The organism is Serratia quinivorans, from assembly GCF_946227985.1.
Classification (GTDB): domain Bacteria; phylum Pseudomonadota; class Gammaproteobacteria; order Enterobacterales; family Enterobacteriaceae; genus Serratia; species Serratia quinivorans_A.
Genome location: NZ_CAMKGL010000001.1, coordinates 1,766,918 through 1,788,524, shown reverse-complemented (window position 1 = coordinate 1,788,524; position 21,607 = coordinate 1,766,918). Strand labels below are relative to the sequence as shown.

Annotated in this window: 29 protein-coding genes, 2 tRNA genes and 2 pseudogenes; 30 read left to right on the top strand and 3 right to left on the bottom strand. The window is 51.2% G+C overall.

All coding sequences use genetic code 11. From position 1 onward, the window contains the following. The first annotated feature begins 148 nt into the window (after nucleotides 1–148). The 8 genes from OCH02_RS08500 to OCH02_RS08465 all read left to right on the top strand — a co-directional run bounded on the left by OCH02_RS08500 (nucleotide 149) and on the right by OCH02_RS08465 (nucleotide 4,328). Entirely contained in the window at nucleotides 149–388 is a 240-nt protein-coding gene (locus OCH02_RS08500; RefSeq protein ID WP_261430770.1) for a hypothetical protein, read from the top strand. Between the two features lie 138 nt (nucleotides 389–526). Continuing rightward, entirely contained in the window at nucleotides 527–1,456 is a 930-nt protein-coding gene (locus OCH02_RS08495) for a hypothetical protein (RefSeq protein WP_261430769.1), read from the top strand. Nucleotides 1,457–1,460: 4 nt separating this feature from the next. Further along, a complete protein-coding gene (locus tag OCH02_RS08490) occupies nucleotides 1,461–1,796 on the top strand; it encodes an STAS-like domain-containing protein (protein ID WP_261430768.1) in 336 nt (111 codons plus the stop codon). A 30-nt stretch (nucleotides 1,797–1,826) separates the two neighbouring features. Beyond that, nucleotides 1,827–2,399, top strand: a complete 573-nt coding sequence (locus tag OCH02_RS08485; protein ID WP_261430767.1) for a hypothetical protein — start codon at nucleotides 1,827–1,829, stop codon at nucleotides 2,397–2,399. A 254-nt stretch (nucleotides 2,400–2,653) separates the two neighbouring features. Then, nucleotides 2,654–2,830 (top strand): hypothetical protein, encoded by a 177-nt coding sequence (locus OCH02_RS08480; protein ID WP_261430765.1) that lies wholly within the window; start codon nucleotides 2,654–2,656, stop codon nucleotides 2,828–2,830. Between the two features lie 57 nt (nucleotides 2,831–2,887). Beyond that, complete coding sequence (locus OCH02_RS08475) at nucleotides 2,888–3,484, top strand: DUF1367 family protein (protein ID WP_261430825.1); 597 nt, start codon at nucleotides 2,888–2,890, stop codon at nucleotides 3,482–3,484. After that, nucleotides 3,484–3,771 (top strand): DUF1364 domain-containing protein, encoded by a 288-nt coding sequence (locus tag OCH02_RS08470; protein ID WP_261430764.1) that lies wholly within the window; start codon nucleotides 3,484–3,486, stop codon nucleotides 3,769–3,771. The genes OCH02_RS08475 and OCH02_RS08470 overlap by 1 nt, the downstream gene beginning before the upstream one ends. Then, nucleotides 3,768–4,328: a DUF1133 family protein gene (locus tag OCH02_RS08465; protein WP_261430763.1), complete on the top strand. Its 561-nt coding sequence runs from the start codon at nucleotides 3,768–3,770 to the stop codon at nucleotides 4,326–4,328. Before OCH02_RS08470 ends, OCH02_RS08465 begins: the two co-directional genes overlap by 4 nt. A gap of 110 nt (nucleotides 4,329–4,438) precedes the next feature. Here the strand turns inward: OCH02_RS08465 and OCH02_RS08460 are convergent, their stop codons facing one another. Next, the gene (locus tag OCH02_RS08460) at nucleotides 4,439–4,942 is read right to left on the bottom strand and encodes a hypothetical protein (protein WP_261430762.1); all 504 of its coding nucleotides are present in this window, start codon (nucleotides 4,940–4,942) and stop codon (nucleotides 4,439–4,441) included. A gap of 296 nt (nucleotides 4,943–5,238) precedes the next feature. On the opposite strand from OCH02_RS08460, the pseudogene OCH02_RS08455 reads away from it, so the two are divergent. The 6 genes and pseudogenes from OCH02_RS08455 to OCH02_RS08430 form a co-directional block, all read left to right on the top strand. After that, nucleotides 5,239–5,895 (top strand): annotated as a pseudogene (locus tag OCH02_RS08455) (protein mom); the annotation flags it as partial. Between the two features lie 100 nt (nucleotides 5,896–5,995). After that, a tRNA-Ile gene (locus tag OCH02_RS08450) sits at nucleotides 5,996–6,071 on the top strand. A gap of 1 nt (nucleotide 6,072) precedes the next feature. Further along, nucleotides 6,073–6,147 (top strand): annotated as a pseudogene (locus OCH02_RS08445). A gap of 2 nt (nucleotides 6,148–6,149) precedes the next feature. Continuing rightward, nucleotides 6,150–6,224 (top strand) — tRNA-Gly (locus OCH02_RS08440). 424 nt (nucleotides 6,225–6,648) lie between these two features. Then, nucleotides 6,649–6,804, top strand: a complete 156-nt coding sequence (locus tag OCH02_RS08435; RefSeq protein ID WP_261430761.1) for a hypothetical protein — start codon at nucleotides 6,649–6,651, stop codon at nucleotides 6,802–6,804. A 405-nt stretch (nucleotides 6,805–7,209) separates the two neighbouring features. Further along, nucleotides 7,210–7,779, top strand: coding sequence for a hypothetical protein (locus tag OCH02_RS08430; RefSeq protein WP_198642609.1), 570 nt, complete (start codon nucleotides 7,210–7,212; stop codon nucleotides 7,777–7,779). On the opposite strand, the gene OCH02_RS08425 is transcribed toward OCH02_RS08430, so the two are convergent. Beyond that, on the bottom strand, nucleotides 7,760–7,906 hold the full coding sequence (locus tag OCH02_RS08425; RefSeq protein WP_198642610.1) for a hypothetical protein: 147 nt from the start codon (nucleotides 7,904–7,906) through the stop codon (nucleotides 7,760–7,762). The genes OCH02_RS08430 and OCH02_RS08425 overlap by 20 nt on opposite strands. A 141-nt stretch (nucleotides 7,907–8,047) precedes the next feature. Between OCH02_RS08425 and OCH02_RS08420 the strand changes: the two genes are divergently transcribed. Beyond that, nucleotides 8,048–8,428 (top strand): hypothetical protein, encoded by a 381-nt coding sequence (locus tag OCH02_RS08420; RefSeq protein WP_261430760.1) that lies wholly within the window; start codon nucleotides 8,048–8,050, stop codon nucleotides 8,426–8,428. 18 nt (nucleotides 8,429–8,446) lie between these two features. On the opposite strand, the gene OCH02_RS08415 is transcribed toward OCH02_RS08420, so the two are convergent. Then, entirely contained in the window at nucleotides 8,447–8,626 is a 180-nt protein-coding gene (locus OCH02_RS08415; protein ID WP_151429279.1) for a hypothetical protein, read from the bottom strand. 132 nt (nucleotides 8,627–8,758) lie between these two features. Here OCH02_RS08415 and OCH02_RS08410 point away from each other — a divergent pair, with 132 nt between their 5' ends. The 15 genes from OCH02_RS08410 (at nucleotide 8,759) to OCH02_RS08340 (ending at nucleotide 21,601) form a co-directional block, all read left to right on the top strand. Next, entirely contained in the window at nucleotides 8,759–8,992 is a 234-nt protein-coding gene (locus tag OCH02_RS08410; protein WP_198642641.1) for a hypothetical protein, read from the top strand. Between the two features lies 1 nt (nucleotide 8,993). Beyond that, nucleotides 8,994–9,149 carry a hypothetical protein gene (locus OCH02_RS08405; protein WP_198642642.1) on the top strand — a complete coding sequence of 52 codons (156 nt, stop codon included), beginning with the start codon at nucleotides 8,994–8,996 and terminating at the stop codon, nucleotides 9,147–9,149. Between the two features lie 1,012 nt (nucleotides 9,150–10,161). Continuing rightward, complete coding sequence (locus OCH02_RS08400) at nucleotides 10,162–11,373, top strand: hypothetical protein (RefSeq protein ID WP_261430758.1); 1,212 nt, start codon at nucleotides 10,162–10,164, stop codon at nucleotides 11,371–11,373. A 272-nt stretch (nucleotides 11,374–11,645) separates the two neighbouring features. Continuing rightward, complete coding sequence (locus OCH02_RS08395) at nucleotides 11,646–12,647, top strand: terminase small subunit (protein ID WP_198642643.1); 1,002 nt, start codon at nucleotides 11,646–11,648, stop codon at nucleotides 12,645–12,647. Then, entirely contained in the window at nucleotides 12,616–13,932 is a 1,317-nt protein-coding gene (locus OCH02_RS08390) for a terminase large subunit domain-containing protein (RefSeq protein WP_198642644.1), read from the top strand. Before OCH02_RS08395 ends, OCH02_RS08390 begins: the two co-directional genes overlap by 32 nt. Before the next feature lie 13 nt (nucleotides 13,933–13,945). Further along, on the top strand, nucleotides 13,946–15,337 hold the full coding sequence (locus tag OCH02_RS08385; protein ID WP_232811211.1) for a DUF4055 domain-containing protein: 1,392 nt from the start codon (nucleotides 13,946–13,948) through the stop codon (nucleotides 15,335–15,337). A 101-nt stretch (nucleotides 15,338–15,438) separates the two neighbouring features. Then, nucleotides 15,439–16,194: a DUF6651 domain-containing protein gene (locus OCH02_RS08380; protein WP_261430756.1), complete on the top strand. Its 756-nt coding sequence runs from the start codon at nucleotides 15,439–15,441 to the stop codon at nucleotides 16,192–16,194. Nucleotides 16,195–16,208: 14 nt separating this feature from the next. Continuing rightward, entirely contained in the window at nucleotides 16,209–17,333 is a 1,125-nt protein-coding gene (locus OCH02_RS08375) for a P22 phage major capsid protein family protein (protein WP_198642646.1), read from the top strand. Nucleotides 17,334–17,377: 44 nt separating this feature from the next. After that, entirely contained in the window at nucleotides 17,378–17,629 is a 252-nt protein-coding gene (locus OCH02_RS08370) for a hypothetical protein (RefSeq protein WP_261430755.1), read from the top strand. Next, nucleotides 17,629–18,021, top strand: coding sequence for a hypothetical protein (locus OCH02_RS08365; RefSeq protein ID WP_198642648.1), 393 nt, complete (start codon nucleotides 17,629–17,631; stop codon nucleotides 18,019–18,021). The genes OCH02_RS08370 and OCH02_RS08365 overlap by 1 nt, the downstream gene beginning before the upstream one ends. A gap of 2 nt (nucleotides 18,022–18,023) precedes the next feature. Beyond that, on the top strand, nucleotides 18,024–18,719 hold the full coding sequence (locus OCH02_RS08360; protein WP_261430754.1) for a hypothetical protein: 696 nt from the start codon (nucleotides 18,024–18,026) through the stop codon (nucleotides 18,717–18,719). Beyond that, entirely contained in the window at nucleotides 18,719–19,333 is a 615-nt protein-coding gene (locus OCH02_RS08355; protein ID WP_198642650.1) for a hypothetical protein, read from the top strand. The genes OCH02_RS08360 and OCH02_RS08355 overlap by 1 nt, the downstream gene beginning before the upstream one ends. Next, nucleotides 19,330–19,512 (top strand): hypothetical protein, encoded by a 183-nt coding sequence (locus OCH02_RS08350; protein ID WP_198642651.1) that lies wholly within the window; start codon nucleotides 19,330–19,332, stop codon nucleotides 19,510–19,512. The genes OCH02_RS08355 and OCH02_RS08350 overlap by 4 nt, the downstream gene beginning before the upstream one ends. Nucleotides 19,513–19,579: 67 nt before the next feature. After that, entirely contained in the window at nucleotides 19,580–21,121 is a 1,542-nt protein-coding gene (locus OCH02_RS08345) for a phage tail protein (RefSeq protein ID WP_261430753.1), read from the top strand. A gap of 45 nt (nucleotides 21,122–21,166) precedes the next feature. Then, nucleotides 21,167–21,601, top strand: coding sequence for a hypothetical protein (locus tag OCH02_RS08340; protein ID WP_198642653.1), 435 nt, complete (start codon nucleotides 21,167–21,169; stop codon nucleotides 21,599–21,601). Nucleotides 21,602–21,607: the final 6 nt, after the last annotated feature.

The following is a 21,607-nucleotide window of genomic DNA, read 5'->3' as shown; positions in this document are numbered from 1 at the left end:
GCCGTCTGAATTTGCGGCGGCCTGGAGAAAGGGTAATTCTGATAGTGAAGGATCCGACATTACTAAGTGAGCGTTGTATCTAATCCTGGGGGCAGGTCACCCGCGCAATAGTCTTACGCGATCCCAGATCTGCATTCGGCTGAACTCAATGCTCAAGTCACCTAACGTGGATATCGTCAGAACGGGGCAGGGACACTCGGCCCGCTACCTGCTCAGTAACGCAACAGAACGATTCCTCGAACTGGGGGATGTGAATTATCGGCCTGTCGGCCATAAGCCCAAGCCTGACAAAACACTCTGGCATTTCAATCCCGTTGAGCTGCGGTTCTGCCACATACACAAGCTGTTTGACCAGGCGTTGGCTGGCGTGCGTGGAAAGGCAATCTGATTTAGATTGGTTTCTAATTGGCTATTGTTATCTAGTTATCTTGTCTTCGTAACACATTGATTTTTTTTGAATAACCATATATGGGTGTGGAGTTTTTTCCCATGTCGGGTTATAGTCTAGTAAAAATGGGAGGATTGAGTGTTTAAGCTATTGCGATCGCCGGAAAGGCTATGTATTAATGATGAAAAGGATAGGGAACGAACACTGAGTTATGTTCGTGATCTGATTGAACATGTACATAAATTCCAAGATGCCATTCTGATAGATCTAGCCCATGTAAAATTTGCAAGCGCTGCTGCCTCCGTTTTGCTTTTTGCTGTTCTGAATCGAGCTTACTTTGTTCTTGGAAGCAAGTTGAGAGTTCGATTTTCTCTCCCTAAGAAGGAGGATAACCCTCTGGGACATAGGTGTATTGTCAGTACTGGGTTGGCTAAAGCGCTTGTAGCTAATACCCCAGAAAAGCTAGATGCTTTAGTTCAGCAAAAACGTTATTTCCAATCGTCAGTGATGCCAGAGTTGGCGCTTTCAACGACGATGGAAATGCTGCAAGAGAAAGCTGTATTAGATGATAATCAAGCGACTATGCTGATGATGGGCATGAATGAAGCTATGTTGAATGTTCGGAATCATGCATACGAGCACAGCTTCTATGATGAAAGTGTCAAGTGTATGCATGGAAAGCGTTGGTGGCAGTGCGCTTGGTTTGATCCAGAGCAGGATCGGGTTGTTTTTATCATTTGTGATTTGGGGATGGGCATTGCAAACTCTTACAGTGGTGAGAATTTAGACCCAATTTCGCAGTTTATACTTGAACAAAACTCTGTTCTTGAAGCTCTAACAAGTGGTAGGTCAAGGTTTAATGAATCGAACAGAGGCAATGGTTCTGAGGATATAAAAAGGCCTATAGCTCAAGGTGTAACAAAGAAAGAGAAGCTTATGGTGTTTACTGGTGGCTGTCTATACGAATTGGATTCGGATGTTTCTAATAGTCACGCTAGAGTATCTACATTGAGACCACAGATACCAGGAACTATCGTACTATGGGCTCTCACTCCTAACAGAGGATAACGTTATGAAACGTATAAATGTAGCGACTGAATTTTCGAAGACACCTTTTGGCCGATTTCCTTCCGATGGCCCGTTCAACGGAGAAAAATTCCGAAAGGAGAGACTGTTACCAGCCTTCACTGATAATGACGCAGAAGATGTGCTCGTAGATTTTAATGGCATAGCTTTGGTGATCGGCTCTTCTTTCTTAGAGGAGGCATTTGGAGGGTTAGTTAGACTGGAAAATTTGAATAAAGACGACATTATCAATAGGTTGATTGTTTCATCGAAGACGCCAATTTATGAAATTCAAATTAAAAAATTTATCCGTGCTGCTGAGCCTCAGTTACGGGAAGCTTAAGATTTCATGGCACCTTTGTAGGGTATGGAAATGAGTTTAAGCGAAGTTCAGACCTATACTTGGGTTATTAGCTTGGCAAGTTTAGGGATGGTTTTTGTTGGTTGGCGCGTTGTGTATAGAAATGCTAAGAAAATAGCGACAAGATCTGAAAGCAAAGCGATTACTGACCATTTAATAAAATTAGTAAACGAAATAATAGACTTATCAGTTACTTACTGGATGGAAGATGAGGGTAAGACCAATGCTGCATTAAAATATAACCTTGCGGTTAGCGCGAAAACCACCCAGATAGATGATTTTATAACCATATTGGGCAAGAGAGATATAATTGCAGATCGTGAATATCTTGCTTGTTTTACGACCATGGCTACTCTTGATTCTGAACAAAAAGGTAGTTTGAATATAGAGCTGCGCTCAGAAAAATGCCAAGGTTGTGTGGATGACGGGATGCGTTTAATTTCGCATATTTATCATAGTTTTGAGAAAAGACATCCACCACAAAAAGTGACTAATTTTGTAGGAGTGTCGTACTATTTGCAACATTTCGAATCTCATTGCAACGGGTGTGCTCGACCTTATATTGAGATAGGAAAAAACCAATAAAGGATTCGGGTTAATAAGATGTAGTTCGAATGTTTGCCTGATGCTGTTGCGTTAGTTCTAATTCACACCAAGCTGAAAGTTAACTATATGAAAAAAAATTAAACTATCATCTTGCTTATGGATTTCAATAAAAACCCGCCTCGGCGGGTTTTCTGTTTTTACAGTAAATCACACAAAATGCTGTTTATACATACAGTGTTTTGATGTAATAATTAAGGAACGAAGAGAATCCGAGAATGTCGGAGAAAAATATAATGATTGAAAAACAAGATGTTGCTCAACATTTGCCCGATAATGGCCGGGCGCTGGTTTACTTGACTGCCGGAGTAGTAAGCGCTGTCCTGTCACTCAAAGATGAGCAGATCATCGCAGATACTGAACTTATGATCGTGTTGCTTCGCCGTATGGGGTACGACGTCCGGCGAAAGTGATATAATGAATCCATCAGCCTGAACAGCTGATCACCTGCTGCGTCAATACCGGAGACGATAATGACGCAGTTACAACTCATCAAGCAGTCCTCAGGAATACTGATCCCGGCCAGCCCGGAGACCAGCGTTTTTCTGCAAACAAAATGCAAGCTCGGCGCCGTGCTGGTGGCCGACTTCAAGCAGGTGCGCAACCCGGCGTTTCACCGCCGATTTTTTGCGCTTCTCAATCTGGGTTTTGAATACTGGGAACCTACCGGCGGCGCGATATCGACGAACGAGCGCAAGCTGGTGTCCGGCTATGCAAAATTCCTCGCCAAGTTTGGCGGCAATGAGTCCGCTTTACTCGATGCCGCCGATCAGTATCTGGACCGCATCGCCGATCGGCGTGCCGGCAGCATCAGTGCCTGTAAATCCTTCGATGCCTATCGCGCATGGGTGACGGTCGAGGCCGGGCACTATGACGCAATCCAGCTTCCAGACGGCACCCTTCGGAAACACCCCCGCAGCATTGCTTTTGCCAACATGGACGAAACTGAATTCCATCAACTGTACAAAGCCGCGCTCGATGTCCTCTGGCGCTGGATCCTGCATAAACCTTTCCGCTCGCACCTCGACGTTGAGAACGCCGCGGCACAGCTGATGAGCTTCGAGTAATGGCTAATTTACGAGAAGAGGCCAGAGGCCGCGACTGCCAGCTCAGAATCCCAGTCATTTGTAATTTCAATCCAGAAACTACCGTGTTGGCACATTACCGGCTGGCCGGTACCTGCGGTGGTGGCATGAAGCCAGACGACGCACAGGGCGCGTGGGGATGCAGTGCATGTCATGACGCTATCGACAGCAGAAAAAAAACCGAATACACGCGCGACGAACTGCGGCTAATGCACGCCGAGGGCGTATTCCGCACGCAAGCCATTTTGAGAAAGGAAGGAAAACTATGATCTACCCCGACAATATCGGTAAAGGCGACGGTAAAGAATTGCATTTGCGTGCGCTGGAAAGAGTCTGGATCCAAGGGCGTCTAAAAATGTGGGGCCGCTGGTCGGGTATGGAGAGCTTCGGTGGTGCCGGCAATATGTTCAATCGGCTGCTGGCCAGTAATCAGGTAACGAAGGCAGCTATCACCCAGGCGCTCAAGCATCTGAAAAAGGCGGGGTGTGAGCAGGAAGAGTTGCGCCAATACTTGCTCGATATTTTGGAGGGAAAGCAAAAGAGTAATCTGGCGTTCTGCACTGACAAAGAAGCCGCAATCATGGACAAAGTGATCGGCGCGGTACTGATTGATGACCCTGGGTTAAAATACATCATCCGGCAGCGTTATATGGGCCACGGCAAAAGCCTGAAGGCAATGGCCGCTGATCTGCATGATGTACGCCCAGAGTGGTGCATGCGCACCTGCGAAACACGCGTCGCGGTATGGGTGAAGACGGCAGAGTTTATGCTCCATCGGCCAATGAGTGATGCGTTCGGAGTAGATCAAACGAGATTTATCCGTTGACTTTGCGCGGAAAATGATTAAATTGATATAGGCTTCGTGAAGTTATATCCGCAGCGACAAATTCAAAAGAAACCCGCCATAGAGCGGGTTTTTTATTGTCTGCATGGGGGTCAACCACCAAGTAATGAACCTATTGCGCTCCCCGCAATGGTTGTCACTAGTGGGTGTTCAAGAAATTTTTTCAATCGGCTTTTTGCTTCTTCTTTTTCTTCATTAGTGGCGGGTGACTCATCGATTGCCTTTATGAGTGTTTGAAAATTATTAAATATTTCTTGTTTGTTTTCATTTCCAATTTGGATTTGGCCTCCATGGATATTGAATGTCTGATTGAGGTTTGAAGAATTAATTCTTGAAGCGTTTCTTCCAGAATCTGCTTTGATCTGGAAGTGTGGGCCTCTTCCGCCTATGCCAACACTGTAAAAGTTACATTCAGATATTGTTTTTATTTCCTCTTTCCCGCTCGGAAGGATACGAACTATCTCATCACCGACATCTATATCTGCATTTTGATCATTAATGAAAATGGTCCCGCCCGCGAAATTGGCTCGGTATGGACCTAGCCGGCGACTATCTGCTTTGTCGATAAAAGCATCTTCATTCTTAACTAGTCTCATTTATAAGTCCTTATCATGAGTTTCTGACATGCTGTGTTAAAGGCATAAATATTTGCTTGGAAATTATAGCGTGTTGGTAGTGAGATTTAGTGCCGTTGATCTTGCTTTTGATAGCACTGGCGTCTTTTATCCTTAACTCTGATGGGTGCCCCGGAAAGTTACCGCTCTCCGGGGCTGCATACCCGCGTCAAAGGTCACGAGTACACCGGCTCTATTGGAGTACTTATACATTGAAAAAACACATTAATGGTGTTGTGTCACGTGCCAGCGGAAAGCCAGCGCCGATCGTCTAGGCAGGCGAAACCGTCGGTTATGGCTGTGAAGATCTGCACGTTGCAACTATTCCCGTTTGGCTGGCCCGCCTGGTAATCAGCCACTTTCACTACAGCAAGCGCGTAGTGAACAATTCCTATCTGCATCTGGGTATTTTCGACGGCCGTGAACTGGTGGGCGTCATGCAGTGGGGCTACGCGATGAACCCCAGCAGCGGGGCTCGTGTGGTGACCGGCACCGGCAACCGCGAATACATGGAGCTCAACCGGTTATGGGTTCATGACCGGATGCCACGTAATACCGAATCCCGCGCTATCAGCTACGCGCTGAAAAGCATCAAGCTATTGTATCCCGCCGTTGAGTGGGTGCAGACGTTTGCCGATGAACGGTGCGGACGGTTCGGCGTCGTGTACCAGGCCAGCAATTTTGATTATGTCGGCAGCCACCAAACGACGTTTTACGAGCTCGATGGTGAGTGGTACCACAAGATCGCAATGACGACGAAAGGGTGTAAGGCTGGCACCCGCGGCAGCTATTTGCAGGAAAATGCACATCGAGCGACGGCTCACACATTCAACCAATTCCGCTATATCCGCTTTTTGAACAAACGTGCACGCCGGCGGCTTAACACTAAACTGTTCAGCCCGAAGCCATATCCAAAACCAGAACATTCAGCTTAGCCCGTCAGTCGTCGGGCTTTTTGCTTTCTGGTGGATGATATGTAAAGAAATATCAATGGGTATTGTGTGGTTATGCTGGCTGCATTAGTATTCGCGCCTCGGCCTTTAGCTCAGTTGGTTAGAGCGCGCGACTCATAATCGCTCGTTCGCTGGTTCAAGCCCAGCAATGGCCACCAACCGCCATTAGCTCAGCAGGAAGAGCAACGACCATTAAGCTGTAGGTACGGGGTTCGAGACCTCGATGGCGGACCAATGCGGGCATCGTATAATGGCTATTACCTCAGCCTTCCAAGCTGATGATGCGGGTTCGATTCCCGCTGACCGCTCCAAATTCAAGCCCTGACTTAACGGTCTGAACTTTTGTATTTTTATCCCTCATTAGTTGATTACGTACATGAACCAGCTCACTGATGAGTATCAGTGCGACGCACCAACCAATTACTATCCCAATAAATTTCATGGTTCTCCCCACTAATTGTTGCGGATTACTGAGCAACGGTAGGAGATGGAAGGCAATGATTTGTGGTTTGGTTTTTCGGTGGTGAAGTTATTGGTTAAAAAATGCACTTGATTATTCCAGCCTCTCTGTCTGAGAGTGCTTATGTTGCAGTGAATCCCACTATGCGTTGGGGTGAAGCAGCGGCAACCCTAACCAGGAATTTGCTTAAAAGATCACGAGCCATGGTGGCTGGCCAACGGCTCACTGGGAGGCACCCAGCACTGCAACACTCATTTTATGTTAAGGATGGGCATATGGAGCGTGGCAATAACGAAAGCCCTACCGAGTCAATGCAAATCGATACATTGGAAATGGAAAAAATCGATAGGGATATCAAGCGCAAAATATTGCTGGGTATTGCTGCCGTATGTGGCGCTGCGGCAATGTCCATTATTTGGTTTTTTTTCTAAATCCCTTAACTGCGAATAGCTTGAATTGAGCCCTGGCTAACCGCCGGGGCGTTTCATTGTTGGAGTGAAATGAATACCGCACCAAGGCCTATTAGCACAATGGTAGCAAGTGTGGCGACAACAACGAGTGTGACGATGATGGTTTTCCTGACCATGGGGTTCTTCCGTTATTTTTCATGACGGGATTATCGAGCGGGATGGTAAAACACTGGTTAAACAACACTCGGTTATCTAGATCAGACTTCCCCCGTTGGTGGTATGTATCAGTAGCTAATCCACTGGCGACAATTACGCACCGCGACATCGCGACAACTACAGGCCCATGCATCCGCGTGGGCTTTTTTGTGGTGAGCGGTTGGCATTAAGGTAAAATCCATCTATTGCAACACCCACGAGACAATAGTAATGAAAAAGCCGCCTGAAGATTACTTTCTGGATGCCGATGATGAATTGGTTGATTTTCTGGAAGCACAGGGTGAAGCGTGCATAAAAGAGCTTCACCAATCGAACATGATAAATAAAGAGAACGGATATAAGCTTTTAAGCATCCTGATTGTGGGGATTGGTTCTTCGTTTTTGCTTTTAACGCAGAAAGAGCATCAGACTTTTCTAGATGCGGGTTTGGCGGTTTTTACTGTTTATTGGTCGCTATGCGCTGTCTATTTGGTTCTCAATGTGCTGGCGGTTAAGCAGAGAGGATTAATTACCGCCTCCCCATTTGTTCTTTACTCAGAGAAATTTAAAAATATTGATGCTGCTGACTTTGAATATTTCAAAACCAATGGATTCTGCGGGGGCTGTAACCGCCTTCCTGTGATCAGGCGATACAGGCTGGAGACCCTGAGCACGACAGCTGATGAGATGAGCGAACATAATGGGAAGATAAGCCTCCAACTGACCAGGGTAAGGATAGCGACCATCCTTACCCCGGCGTGTGCTATTTTCGTTTCAGTGATTACTTACTTTTTTTCTTGAGGCCCTCAGCAGAATCAGCGGCGATCATTCGTCCAACCGAAAAGCCACCCTGTTTTGCAGGGGTGGGCTTTTGCTGTTCTACGGGCTGAGATTTACTTTCTGCAGGTGCTTTCTTAGGTTCAGTCATACTCAAAATTCCTTCTGTTGGTTTCGATATGTCACGTTTTGCAATTTGACCATATCACCGGCAGGGTATACGCCGCCAGACGTACTCTGGCACCTATTCAAGGCCTCGCTTACGCGGGGCTTTTGCTTTTCAGGGGTAAGCATGGCAAAGGCAAAGTGGCCGAAGCTGCCAAGGTTGCTGGTTCCGTTGTTCGAGTGTGCTCAGGTGTATCTCTGTACAACCCGCGACGAATGGGAACAAGCTTATACGGTGCTGGGGTTGGAGCCTGACGCTCTCCATACGCTGGCGGGCTGCGTCCGGCTGGTTGAGAACCGCGAGACGGGCGAGCGCATTATCCTCATCGGTGTCTTCACCGGTGAGCTGCACGTTCTGGCTCATGAGTGCGCCCATGCAGCCTTCAGGATCTGCGAGACATGCGGGGTGGAGATCACCCGCGATGGCAACAACGAGACGTACTGCTACCTGCTGGATAAGCTTTTCAGGTTTGCCGAGGGGTACGTAAAAAAGCCAGCTGTCTGTTAGCCGGCTTGGGTAATTCAATCAGCGCTTACTGTCAGGAGTACGCTTGATTTCTTTCCAGGTGCTGCCTGGGTTTTGCGTTGGTGGCATGCGTTGATCATCACGAACGGTTGCGTAATTATCTTTCGCACCACCGCGCGGCCCAATTTCTTGGAAAATACCGCCATTCTTGCCAGAGTTCTGGCCCGGTTTTAATGACATTGCCAATCCTTGTGAATATTGCCACGGAGTTGTGACGTCATTGATATGGTGGCAATTCATTCAATTTCAACTCATAAAAACTCAAGGCTACGCTGATGCGTGGCCTTTTTCATTTCAGGCAAGGAAAACCCCATGAACAGGAAAAGGAAGCGGTTGGTGGTCAACACGCTGCTGCTGGTGGCTATTGCAGGCATGGCTGCTTGCTCTGCGGTGTCATTCACCCACGCCAATGGCGCTAAGGGCCAGAGTGTCACGAACGCCGAGGTACAGCCGGATAACACGGTGGTGCTGACGTACCCGAACGGTTCGGCCTGCATTGATACCAATCCGGGCGAAAGCCAGACCTGCAAGCCAGGGGAGAAGTAACATGCGCCCGCTGATGTTGTGCCTGGTGTTGTCGGCGTTAACAGGCTGCGTTGCTCAGCGCTACGTCGGCGTGCAAATCACCTCAACGGCCCCGATGAGCATGACGCGGGTGATGGTGAATGGCGATGCTGTAGTGATGTGCAGCGTGGGGATGTAAAAAAGCCCGTCAGATAGACGGGCAAAAGGAAGACTTACATATTTTTTTAGGGATGCAATTAGGCTTCTCTTCCTGCTTGCAGGAGCAAGGCTGCAAACGGTAGGTGTATTGAGTCAATAAAAAAAGCCCGACAGGGAAGGCGGGCTGGATGTACCTCAACGATAAGGCGAATATCGGAACATTGGTAAGACAAGCTCAACATCTAACCGGGAGCATACTGTAATCAAGTAACAGGCAAAAAAATGCCCGCAAGGAGTAGCGGGCGGCGCCCTACGAGGAAGAACGCAAACTTTCTTTGCACGGACGATTTCACAGTTCAAAAGGGTGAGTATTGTTGTCAAGCATTCTGGGTGAAATTCAGCGTATGGGGCGTTTTGGCAGGTAATCGCTAGCCAGCGATTGTAGCTCGGCGACATGAATGAAAAGTGATTAATGTAACGGCCTGAGCATTCGTCTCGGTTTTTTTCTGCCAGCAGTAAGCTCATTTCTCTAAAAGGTGAACGCGATGCAAGACCGGGATAGCGCGATACAGACTTTGACAATCAAAACCGCCCTAGGGGTAACACAGTTCCCTGCATCAGCAGTGACCATGCTGACCAGTCACGTAACTGGATATCTGAAAGTGCAGACGTCGATTTTTGAGGGGGAGAAAGAATTCGTTCTCAACATGTCGATGCAAGAAGTGAGGAAGCGATACCTCCCTCACTGAAGTGAGCCGGTGGTTATCAGCGTTGATGGTCCTGCTTTAGCTGATTAGCTCGCTTGTTAACAAGCTTTGAACTGCGGCAAGGGACATAGCGGCACATCTACCGTGGTAGGTGAAGTGGTGTGACAGTGGGAGAGATGGCAAGTTTACGATGTTCTGTAGTGGGTAGTTACCGACTGCCAATTCCAGAATAAAGTTTCAATTTAGGAAGCTGCGGTCTTAAAAATAAAGCGACTGGCATTTTCTAATCCAGCATTAAATGCTGTTGCCAATCGTAGGCGCTAATACTAATAGAGGATAAACGCTATGGCGGTCATTCCAGCCAATCTCATTACGCTGCTGGGAACCATGGGCGGCGGGGCAACCGTAACTGTTGCCAATATTACTGACGCCACTAATGCCGGCAAGAATATTCTGCTTGCGGACCGGGCATTTGGTCTTGGCCAAGGGCCGGTTGCTAAAACCGACGCATACAGCAACATTGGGCAGCTTTACCGGGTCAATAACTCATCTGCAAATAAGCCACCGGCAGTCACAGGGAATGTCTCCGCAGGTATTGCGTGCCTACCCATGGATGCCTCGCCGTCTGCCGGTTATTTTGCTGTTGTTGGTGGCAGTGTCGCGGCGTATGTCGGTTTCTCCGGCGCAGAGGCTGGCGGTATCACCTGGGCGCGGATTTATACCGACAAATTCCAACCGCCGATGTATGGATTAGGGGCTGGACCAACAGACAAACCTGATGCATACCAGGTGCAATCACAAATTTATCGGGTGCTTGGTACAGCAACTAACAGGCCAGGGAATTCGATTTACGGCGTCATTAGCCTGAGAACTGACGGCACCGCCGATGGAGGACGTAGTGGTTATTTCGCCGCTGGTGTTGATGGTAGCGCCTACGTTGGCCTCTCTGATGCTGACAAAATAGTAAAATGGGCACGGCTTTACACCGACAAATTCAAACCTACCTTGGCTGAACTTAAGGCATTGGGAAACACTGGCGACCAGGTACTGGATGGCAAGCTGCAGCTCAATCACCAGTTGGTGCTGAAATCGATACTTCAGACCGATGCTAACGTCCTGGTATTTAAGTTTGGCGAAGATGATGGCGTTATTGATGTTGCCATCAGAGCGTCTGCGACCCCGGATAATCACGGCCAATTGGCGCTGGGCGTGCGTGACAGCACCAATAATGTCGTTAACGCGATCACCATTGACGGTGAAGGCAAGCAGATCATTGCTCTGACGGGTTACAAGCTGTTGGTCGGTGCATCGGGAACGGACATCAGTAGCATCACGGCGATTGGCAAGCAACTGATAGACAGTGCTAATGCGGCGGCGGCACGAACAGCTATTGGGGCTGGTACATCCAGCCTCGCTATTGGTACGACGTCAGCGACAGCCAAGGCGGGTAATTATCAACCCACTGCTGCGAATATTAGCGACGCGACGCCGTTTGGCCGTCAATTGCTTCAGGCCGCGGATGCTGGAGCGGTAAAGACACTGCTTGGGTTGTCGTAGCAAATCATTAAATGAGGTACTCATGCCCACGCAAAAACTTATGGTTGGTAGCAATTGGACGCCAGTAACGACGGCAGCCGATCAAAAAACTATCGAATGTATCAACGGTACGGCGTTCTTTGGGCGTCTTCAACTCCACCTTCTGATTCTGAGTATTCGGGTCACACCTTGACACCCGGGACTTCATTCGTTGTCACCGAACGGGTTTACGCCAGGGCGGCAACCAACTCCGGGTCTATGGTACTCATCATTACTTAACCAGGTCTGAGATTATGGCAAGGGTGAACTGGGAAGATGAATTAGCCCAGTACGCCAGCGACTGGGAAAAAACGCAGATACCGGCGAAAGCATGGTGCGAGGAGCGGGGGCATAAGTGGGGCACGGCTAAAAAGCACATCACAGAAAAGGCGGCGAAAGAGCTACTGCGAATTCGCGAATTGGATGCGACAAATTCGCGAATTTCGCGAATAGAGGAAAGCGCTACCGGGCTGGTTGATGATGAAGGTCTGAATGACCAGCGGGCGGAATTTGTTGTTGAATATCTGAAGGATAGTAATGCAAAACAGGCAGCAATCAGGGCCGGTTACAGTGAAAGGACGGCTGAGCAAATCGGCTATCAGCTACTTCAGAAAACTTCAGTTCGCGAAGCAATCGCGAATCAGCGTAAAGCCGCCATTGCCCGCCAGCTGTTTAGCGTCGACGACGTGCTGGCCCGGATGTGGGCTATTGCCACGGTTGACGTCAACGACCTGGTCGAATATCGCCGTACCTGCTGCCGTTACTGCTGGGGTAAGAACCACGATTACCAGTGGACGGAGAACGAGTACAACAAGGCCCGTACTGAAGCTGAAGCCAAAAACAAACAGTTACCGGCCATCGCCGGCGGGTTTGGCTTTCGCCCCAAACGCGCAGCTAACCCCGAATGTCCGCAATGTGAAGGTGCCGGATTCGGTCATGTCCATATTCATGCAACCAACGCGTTATCACCACAGGCCCGCATGGCCTATCAGGGCGTGAAGACGACGAAGGATGGTGTTGAGATCCTCATCAGCAACCGCGACAAGATGCTGGAAAATATTGCTAAGCATCTCGGCGTCTTCGACAGTCCTGCAGCGAAGCGCGGTCAGGAATTGGACGCTGAACGCAAAGAGATGGAAAACGAGCAGCTTCGCAAAGAGCTGAATCAGGCAGGTAAGCGTGAAGGCCTGGAAGATGATTATCAACTGCAGGCGTTAAATCCCGATGAACCTATCCCCGATAAGCCGATCCTCTGACGGCGCGGTAGCGCTCACCCCAAAGCAGGCAAATATCTACGCCTGGGGCTGGCAGCTTTCTGCACGATTTAGAGATGCAGTGTGTGGTCGGCGGTTCGGTAAAACGTTCTTGGGTAAAGCAGAAATGCGCCGCGCCGCCCGCCTGGCTGATCGCTGGAATGTCAGCGTTGAGGATGAAATCTGGTATTGCGCCCCTACGCTAAAACAAGCGAAGCGTGTTTTCTGGCGACGGCTGAAACAAGCCATTCCTCCACACTGGCGCGCCAGCAAGCCCAACGAAACGGAACTGTCGATCACCCTGAACAGCGGGCACATTATCCGCTGCGTGGGGTTGAACAATTATGATGACTTGCGCGGTTCCGGGCTGTTTTTTGTGCTGGTAGATGAGTGGGCTGACTGCCCCTATCAAGCCTGGGAGGAGGTTATCCGCCCTATGCTGTCGACCTGCCGTTATGTGATTGATGACATTCAATACATCGGTGGCCACGCATTGCGTATTGGCACCCCTAAAGGTTTCAACCATTGCTACGACACTTGGCTTGCTGGACAGGACGGCCGGGAGCCAGATCACCGCAGTTGGTTATATACGTCAGTGGACGGCGGCAACGTACCCATTGAGGAGCTTGAAGCCGCCCGCCGCAGAATGGATCCCCGTACCTATCGTCAGGAGTACGAAGCCAGTTTCGAGAATTATCAGGGGGTTGTTTACTACTGCTTTGACCGTCGGCAGAACCATACCGACGACAAAGTGCAGCGTGGTGATGTGCTGCACATCGGCATGGACTTCAACGTGAGCAAAATGGCTGCTGTGGTGTATGTGATGCGCAATGGCCTGCCGCGGGCGGTATATGAGTTTATGGATGTGTTTGATACCCCTGCCATGATTGGAAAAATTCAGCAGTGTTATCCAGAACACACCATCACTGTTTATCCCGATGCGTCTGGGGATAACCGTAAATCCAGTAACGCCAGTGAGTCCGATATAGCGCTGCTGAAAAAAGCGGGGTTTGTGGTCAAGGTCAATGCCAGCAACCCAGTGGTGAAAGACCGCGTAAATGCCACGAACGCCATGCTGTGCAACACCTACGGCGAGCGTCGCCTGCTGGTTAACACCCATGAATGTCCAAAGTTCACCCAGTGTCTGGAGCGTCAGGTCTACGACGAGAAGGGCGAACCGGATAAAAAGGGCGGCTTTGACCACGGCAATGATGCGGGTTCGTACCCCATCGTTCATCTGTTCCCAATTGTCAGCCGCAAAACCACCGTGCGGCCACTGTCTGCTTAAGTGGAAATTCTCTATGAGTAATGATGTTCGTAAGCGATCGCCTCGTATAGATGCGATGGCTGGCTGCTGGCCGATGATTACTGCACTGTTGGGCGGAACGGCCTCTATGCGCGAAGCCGGCAAGGATTGGTTACCCCAATGGCCCAACGAGGACGGTGCTTATTATAAAAGCCGTCTTGCCACTGCAACGCTGTTTCCAGCCTTTTCTCGCACTGTTGAGGTACTGAGTGGAAAACCTTTTTCCAGGCCGATCACGTGGGGGGATGATATCCCTGAGCGCGTAACGACAATGTTCGACGATATAGATCTTGAAGGTACCAACCTGCACAGTTTTCTGGCGAACGTATGCGAGGAAGCTATTGCTTACGGACTGAGTGGCATTCTGGTGGATTATCCGCACGTTAGTGGAAAGATGAATTTGGCGCAGGAGAAGGCTGCAGGGTTACGTCCCTATTTCGTCAAAATCAGCCCGACCATGCTGCTGGACTATAAATCAAAGCGGATTAATGGGCGGGAGACCATTACCCACCTGCGGTTTGTGGAGCATGTGCAGAAGGAGGTGCCGGGAAATGAGTTCGCAGAGCAGACGGTAGAGCAGGTCAGGGTACTGGATATCGGGCTCTGGCGTATTTACCAGGAACGAAAGGATGAGACTACCGGTGAGAAAAAATGGGTCTTGGTGGATGAGGGTAAAACCAGTCTGAAAAAAATCCCCTTTGTACCGGTCTACGGTAATAAGGTGGCGTTTATGCAGGCTACACCACCACTGGCTGAACTCGCCTATATGAATGTAGAGCACTGGCAGACCAAAAGCGATCAGCAGACGATCTTGCACGTTGCACGGGTACCTATTCTGTTCGGTCGAAATCTTGGTGATGCTCCGCTAACTGTTGGAGCTGCGTCAGCGATCACTACCGAAAATCAGGATGGAGACCTGAAGTACGTTGAACACACCGGTAAGGCTATTGAAGCCGGGCGGCTAGACATTCTCGACCTGGAGGACAAGATGCGCCAGATCGGTGCGGAGCTGCTGGTCATCAAACCCGGACGCACCACGGTGGCGCAAACCATGGCGGACGATGAATCCGGGACTTGCGCCTTACAGCGTATCGTCGGGGATTTACAGGACGCTGCTAGTCAGGCCATCGCGCTATTGGCGGAATGGGTTAGCGAGAAATCATGCGGTCATATCACCATTTTCCGTGATTTCGGTGCGGCCACGTTGGCGGAAGCTTCCGCGGAACTCCTGATGGAAATGAATATCGCCGGTTCGCTGTCTAATGAAACCCTATTTAGGGAGATACAGCGTCGCGGCATGATAAGCAGTGAGGTTAAGTGGGAGGAGGAGTTAAAACGTCTTGCCTCTCAACCTCCGAAGCCGGGAACAACCGAGCTTAATGCTTAACCTCTCACCAGCCCACCATCGTGTGGGTTTTTTATTTGCCTATTCTGCGGATGCAGGGTCGGCGCACCGGGCCGGATGGCTCACTTGTAAGGTAATTAACCATGAAACTGAAACTTGATGAAAACGGCCACGTAGTGGTCTCCGATGGTAAGCCGGTCTACGTCAATGACGAGGGCAAGGATATTGCGTTTGATGTTGCGGGCACGGTTACTACGATTTCACGTCTCAACGGCGAAGCAAAATCACACCGTGAACGTGCTGAGACGGCTGAAACCAGTTTGAAGGCATTTTCCGGTATTACCGACCCGTCCGAGGCGATTAAAGCCATGGAGACAGTCAAAAACCTTGATGCGAAAAAGCTGGTGGATGCCGGTGAAGTCGAAAAGGTCAAATTGGAGGCGATCAAAGCGGTTGAAGATAAGTACGCGCCAATTGTTGCTGAGCGCGACTCTCTCAATGTTGCTCTGGTAGTTGAAAAGGTTGGCGGCAGCTTCTCACGCTCTCAGTACATCACCGACAAGATGGCGATCCCTGCGGACCTGGTTGAGGCTCGCTTTGGCAGCAACTTCAAATTGGAGGACGGGAAAGTTGTTGCTTACGACAAAACGGGTAACAAGCTATTTAGCCGTAGCAACCCAGGCGAAGTCGCCGGATTTGATGAAGCGCTGGAGATTCTGGTGGATAGCTATCCCTACCGCGATCAAATCCTCAAAGGCTCTGATGCTTCTGGTAGCGGTGTCCAAGGTGCAGGGCCAGCCCATAAGGGCAGTAAAAACCTTTCACGCGCCAAGTTTGACGCATTGCCTCCTGCACAACAGATGGAGCATGTGACAGCTGGCGGACAAATTACTGATTAATAGGATATCAATAGATGGCTAACAGCTTAAATCACCTTATCCCAGACCTGTATGCGTCTATGGATGTTGTTTCCCGTGAAATGGCGGGGTTTGTTCCATCCGTCACGCTGGACGCGTCTGCTGAGCGTGCGTCGCTCAATCAGGCTATCCGCATTCCGATCACCCCGGCTGCTAAAGCGGAAGATACCTCTCCGGGGCAGTTACCACCGGACGATGGTGATCAGACCATTGGCAATACGCCGTTCACCATCAGCAAGTCCCGCGCTGTACCCTTCCGTTGGACCGGTGAAGAGCAGAAAGGGGTCAGTACTGGTGTCGGTTATGCCAACATCCGTCGCGATCAGATCACCCAGGCTATGCGTACATTGGTGAACGAGATTGAGGTGGACATTGGCCTCCAGGCATTCAAGGCTTCCCGGGCATCTGGCGCGCCTGGTGTGACGCCGTTTGCCTCGAATCTGGGCGATACCGCGCAAGTGCTCAAAATCCTGAAAGATAACGGCGCACCGACCAGTGATTTGCAGTGTGTTATTGACACGACTGCAGGTGCCAGTCTGCGTACGTTAGCGCAACTGACAAAGGCTAACGAGGCAGGAACAACGGCGGTACGTGCGCAAGGGACGCTGATTGAACTGCATGGTTTTAGTTTGCGTGAGTCTGCCGGTGTCGCCATTCACGAGCCAGGAACGGGCGCGGGTTACCTGACCAATGGTGCATTGACTGCCGGTACGTTCCTTATCCCTGTTGATACTGGCACGGGCACCATTCTTGCTGGTGATGTGATCACCCTCGGTAATTTCCAGTACGTGGTGGCAGCTGACTTGGTCGGTGGTGTTGTTGCCATCGGTGCGCCAGGGTTGCGCGAGGCGATGGCAACCGGTAGTGCGGTATCGCTGTTGTCATCTTATACCGCCAACTTTGCTTTCAGTCGATCTGCGATTGTGGTGGCGACACGGGCCCCCGCGCTGCCGGAGGAAGGCGATATGGCCGATGATCACGTGATGATTACCGATCCGCGTACGGGGATGAGTTTTGAAGTCTCCATGTACAAGCAATACAAGCGTGTTCGCTATGAAGTTGCTGCCGCATGGGGCGTGCAGAACATCAAGCCTGAACATACGGCAATTTTGCTGGGTTAATGGTAAGCGCCGCCGTGATACGGCGGTCAAACAGGAGACTGAGTATGGCCAGACCAAGAATCAATCCTCAAGATAGCCTGCCGGAAACGCCGGAAACGCCGGAAACGCCGGAAACGCCGGAAACGCCGGAAACGCCGGAAACGCCGGAAACGCCGGAAACGCCGGAAACGCCGGAAACGCCGCCACTGGTAAAAATGGAGCGTGATCCCGCTGTTTATCCGCAACCTCATACGGCGAATGTCCATCCGGATGAGGTAAAAAACTATTACTCTGGCGGTTGGCGTGAGACGGAATAATGCTTACCGAACAGCAGTTATCTGATGTGCGGCGTTATGCGGGCTATCCGATGTTGGGGGACACGGTTGCGGATGATAGCCGGGACTTTGCCTATGGCTGGGTATCTCCGGGCACATGGCAAACGCTTCAGCACCGGTTGACGCATTTACGCCCGGAGGAAGAGAGCACGCTGATTAATTACCTGACGACGCTCACCACACTTGAGTCTGCCATACCGACATCTGGGGAAAATCTGGATACGGATGTGGCGGCGGTTTGGGTGCATAACAAGCAGGAAGTGAGCGACAGGATGCGGCTCTATAACCTGTGGCGACGTGAGATGTGTGCGTTTATTGGGATTGTTCCTGGTCCGAATCTCGGGCGCGGTGGAAGCCAAATAGTTAGGGGGTAGCGATGGATGCAGTCAAAATCCACGCAAAAATTTATGCCGGAAGAGGGAAAGCCGCGTTACGCCTGGGGTTGCTGTATGACGTGATGCGACCGGTTATGGCTGCCGATCCGTTCACGCAAAAAGTCACCCGGCTTAATGCAGCATTCAACAACACCGATAACAAATACCTGAAGGCGAACCATCCCGGCGATCCGCTGTGGTATGGCGACCTTGACGGCCGTCAAACACAGCCGGGTGATTACCTTGTAGGGGCGAACAGCACGTACTTTATTGCTGCTCAGCAACAACTGCTGCCGATCATCTGTGTTGAGTGCAACCGCACGGTGCGGATGACTCGGCCAGTCTTTCCAGTGCCGGAGAGCGATGTGGATAACGTCAGCGTGTTGTCGTACAGCGGGTTGTGTCAGTCGGCGGATGAGTCGGTAGATGTGCTGGGAACCAGCCCACACGGCGGTCTTCCTGCCGTTGGTTGGCCCGCATCAGTGCTGTTCGGCAAGGGAAAACTTCGCAATGCGACGGCCCTCAAGGCTGGTACGCCGGAGCAGTTAGGCTGGCAAATCATGCTGCCGGTGTCTGTACCGATCGTGTTCCACCCAGGCGATGTGCTGGTGGATGACCTGGGCAATATGTTTTCGGTCAGCGGTGCGGAATTGTCCGATACCGGCTGGCGGATACAGGCGATAGAGGTGCATGCCTGATGGCCGATATTACCGTTGTAGGGAATGCGTTGGTGCAGTTGGTGGCGGAAGTGTGCCGCTCGCTGTCACCGGATCATCCGGTGAAGGTGTATCAGGGCTGGCCAACCCCGGGTCAACTTAAAGAGGATCTGCTGGCGGGGGCGGTGCATATCTCTGTTTTTCCGCGCCCCGGTAGTAAGGTGACATCGGTGCTTAGCGGTGAAGGTGAGTGGGAAGAGAGCGTTAATGATGGTGTTCGAGGTAGCATAACCCGTGAAGTTCGACGGGAGACGCGGCAATACCAGGTGACGGTGTGGGCGAGTTGCTTCGACAGGCGCGACCCGCTGGCGAATGCCATTGACCCGGAGTTGTCAGCCGTCAGTCGCATTACGCTGGGTGATGGTTCACAGGCGACCATTGCTTACATCTCCTCACTGCAGGACGACGACAATCAAAAAATCGGTGTGTATCGCCGGGACTTCTTCTACGCCGTCAACTATGGCGTTTATCAAACACAAAGCGCATGGGCCATTAAGCAAATCAAGGCCGATTATCTGGTTGTGTCCGCCGCATCTGATCCCGACAGCCCGGTGCTGGGTCGCATACAAAGTAGTATTCCGAGGGGCAATCCATGAGCGTAAGAGTGATACAGGCGTTTGCTGAATTTGGTGTCGGTGACTTGATTACCGATCCTGAGGCGGTCAAGCGAATTCAAGCATCGGAGCAGGTGCATTTCGTGATTGCTCTACCGGATATGCCGACAGCGTCCGAACCTATCGCTGTGGCTAAAGCCGCTGGCAAACCGAAACAGTAACCCTCGACCTCGATTTTTCATCTGCAGGCTGCCTTCTGGCGGCCTTATTCTTTTCTGGAGGCAATCTATGCCTGTTATACAAGAAGGTGACATGAACACCACGGCGCTGAGCGTACCGGATGTTTATGTCCAGATAGTGCCGCCCTCTGAGAATTACATCAACGGCGTGCCGACCAATATCCTCGGTATTGTGGGGACGGCATCTTGGGGACCAGTCAATGCACCGGTGACCATCGGTGATTTAACCGCCTGTGTGCAGGCATTCGGCAACATCAAGGCGCGAAAGCATGACCTGGGGACTGCGGTGTGGGCCTCGGTACTCAATGGGGCGAATGACTTTCGCTGTGTGCGCGTGACCGACGGTACGGACGTGGCCGCAACCGAACTCATTGAAACGAACTGCCTGACATTGACAGCAAAGCATACCGGCTCAACCGGCAACAGCATCTCTGTCGCCATTGCGGCGGGCAGTCGACCGGGGACCTGGCGTCTCACGGTTTCTCTGCCCGGTCTCCTTCCTGAGGTCTACGACAATCTCGGAAAAGGCCTCACCGGTAATGCATTGTGGGGGGCTATCGCCGAAACCATCAACAGCGGGACCGGTCCGATGCGGGGTGCGTCCGGGCTGGTGGTGGCGACAGCCGGTGCAGGAACGGCAGCGCCGACCGCTGGAACCACTGTGCTGAAGGGTGGAACCGACGGAGCAACCGGCGTCAGCGGCACCACGTTACTCGGTGTGGATGTCACGCCCCGGAAGGGGATGTACGCCCTGCGTGGTACCGGCGTTAAAACCGCTTTCCTGGTGGATTGTGATGACAGTGCAACGTGGATTGACCAGGTGGCCTTTGCGTTGGATGAGGGGGTGTATCTGTTTGGTGTGGGCCCGTCCGGAGAGACCATCACCGACGCCATCGGCGCCAAAAACACCGCTGGGATCGACAACTACGGGTTCAAGTTGTTGCTGGGGGACTGGTGTTTGTTCAACGATACGATCAACGGTGTGAAACGCTTTATCTCTCCACAGGGGTTCCTGGCCGGTCGACGTGCGGCGCTGTCGCCGGAGCAATCCACGTTGAACAAACCTCTATATGGCATCATCGCCACCCAAAAATCAGCGCAGAGCATGCAATATTCTTACGCAGAACTGCAGCAACTGGCTGAGGCGGGGATTGATGTCATTACCAACCCGATACCGGCGGGCAACCAGTTCGGCGGGCGCATTGGCTGCAACACCGCCAGCAACCCGATGATAAACGGCGACAACTACACCGCGCTGACCAACTACATCGCCTACACCCTGGACAAGGGGATGGGGATCTACATTGGTCGGCTGCAATCGCCTGCTCAGCGCAGTCAGGCACGGTCAACGGTCTCGTCATTCCTGGCTAACATGCAGCAGCAGGGCATGATTGGCGATGTGAACAACCCGACCAAAGACGCCTTCACGGTGAAGCTGGACAATTCCAACAACCCCAAAGAGCGCGTGGCGCTGGGGTATGAACAAATTGATGTCCGGGTGACGTACCTGTCGATCATCACCAAGTTGTTGATCAACGTGGAAGGCGGCCAGTCGGTCAATGTCAACGTGGTGTCATCCAGCGCCAGTTAATCCCTGAGCCTGCCGTTGAGCAGGCTTTTTATAAGGAGTTCATTCATGAGCCAACAGGGCTATTCCATCGGGCGCGACACGACCGTTGTTGTGACATTGGCATCCGGTACCCACCTCAATCTGGGCAAGGTGATTTCGTTTACCGCCAACCAGAAAACCAAAGAGCAGGAAATCACCGACATCACGGGCAATACCGACAACCTGCGCTTTTTCAAAGGCTGGCAGGGCAATTTTGTCCTGGAGCGTCGTGGGGCGTCTCTGGACCAGTATTTCGCCGAACTGGAAGCGAACTACTACGCCGGGCAAGAGGAGCCGCCGGTCACGATACAGGAAACCATCACCGAACCCGACGGCAGTGTATCGCAGTACCGTTACGAACGCGTGATGCTGAAGTTTGACGATGCCGGCGAACGCGCCGGGGACAAATCGGTATCACAAAAAATCTCTTTCACGGCCAGCCGCCGTGTCCAACAGGCTTAAGCCAGG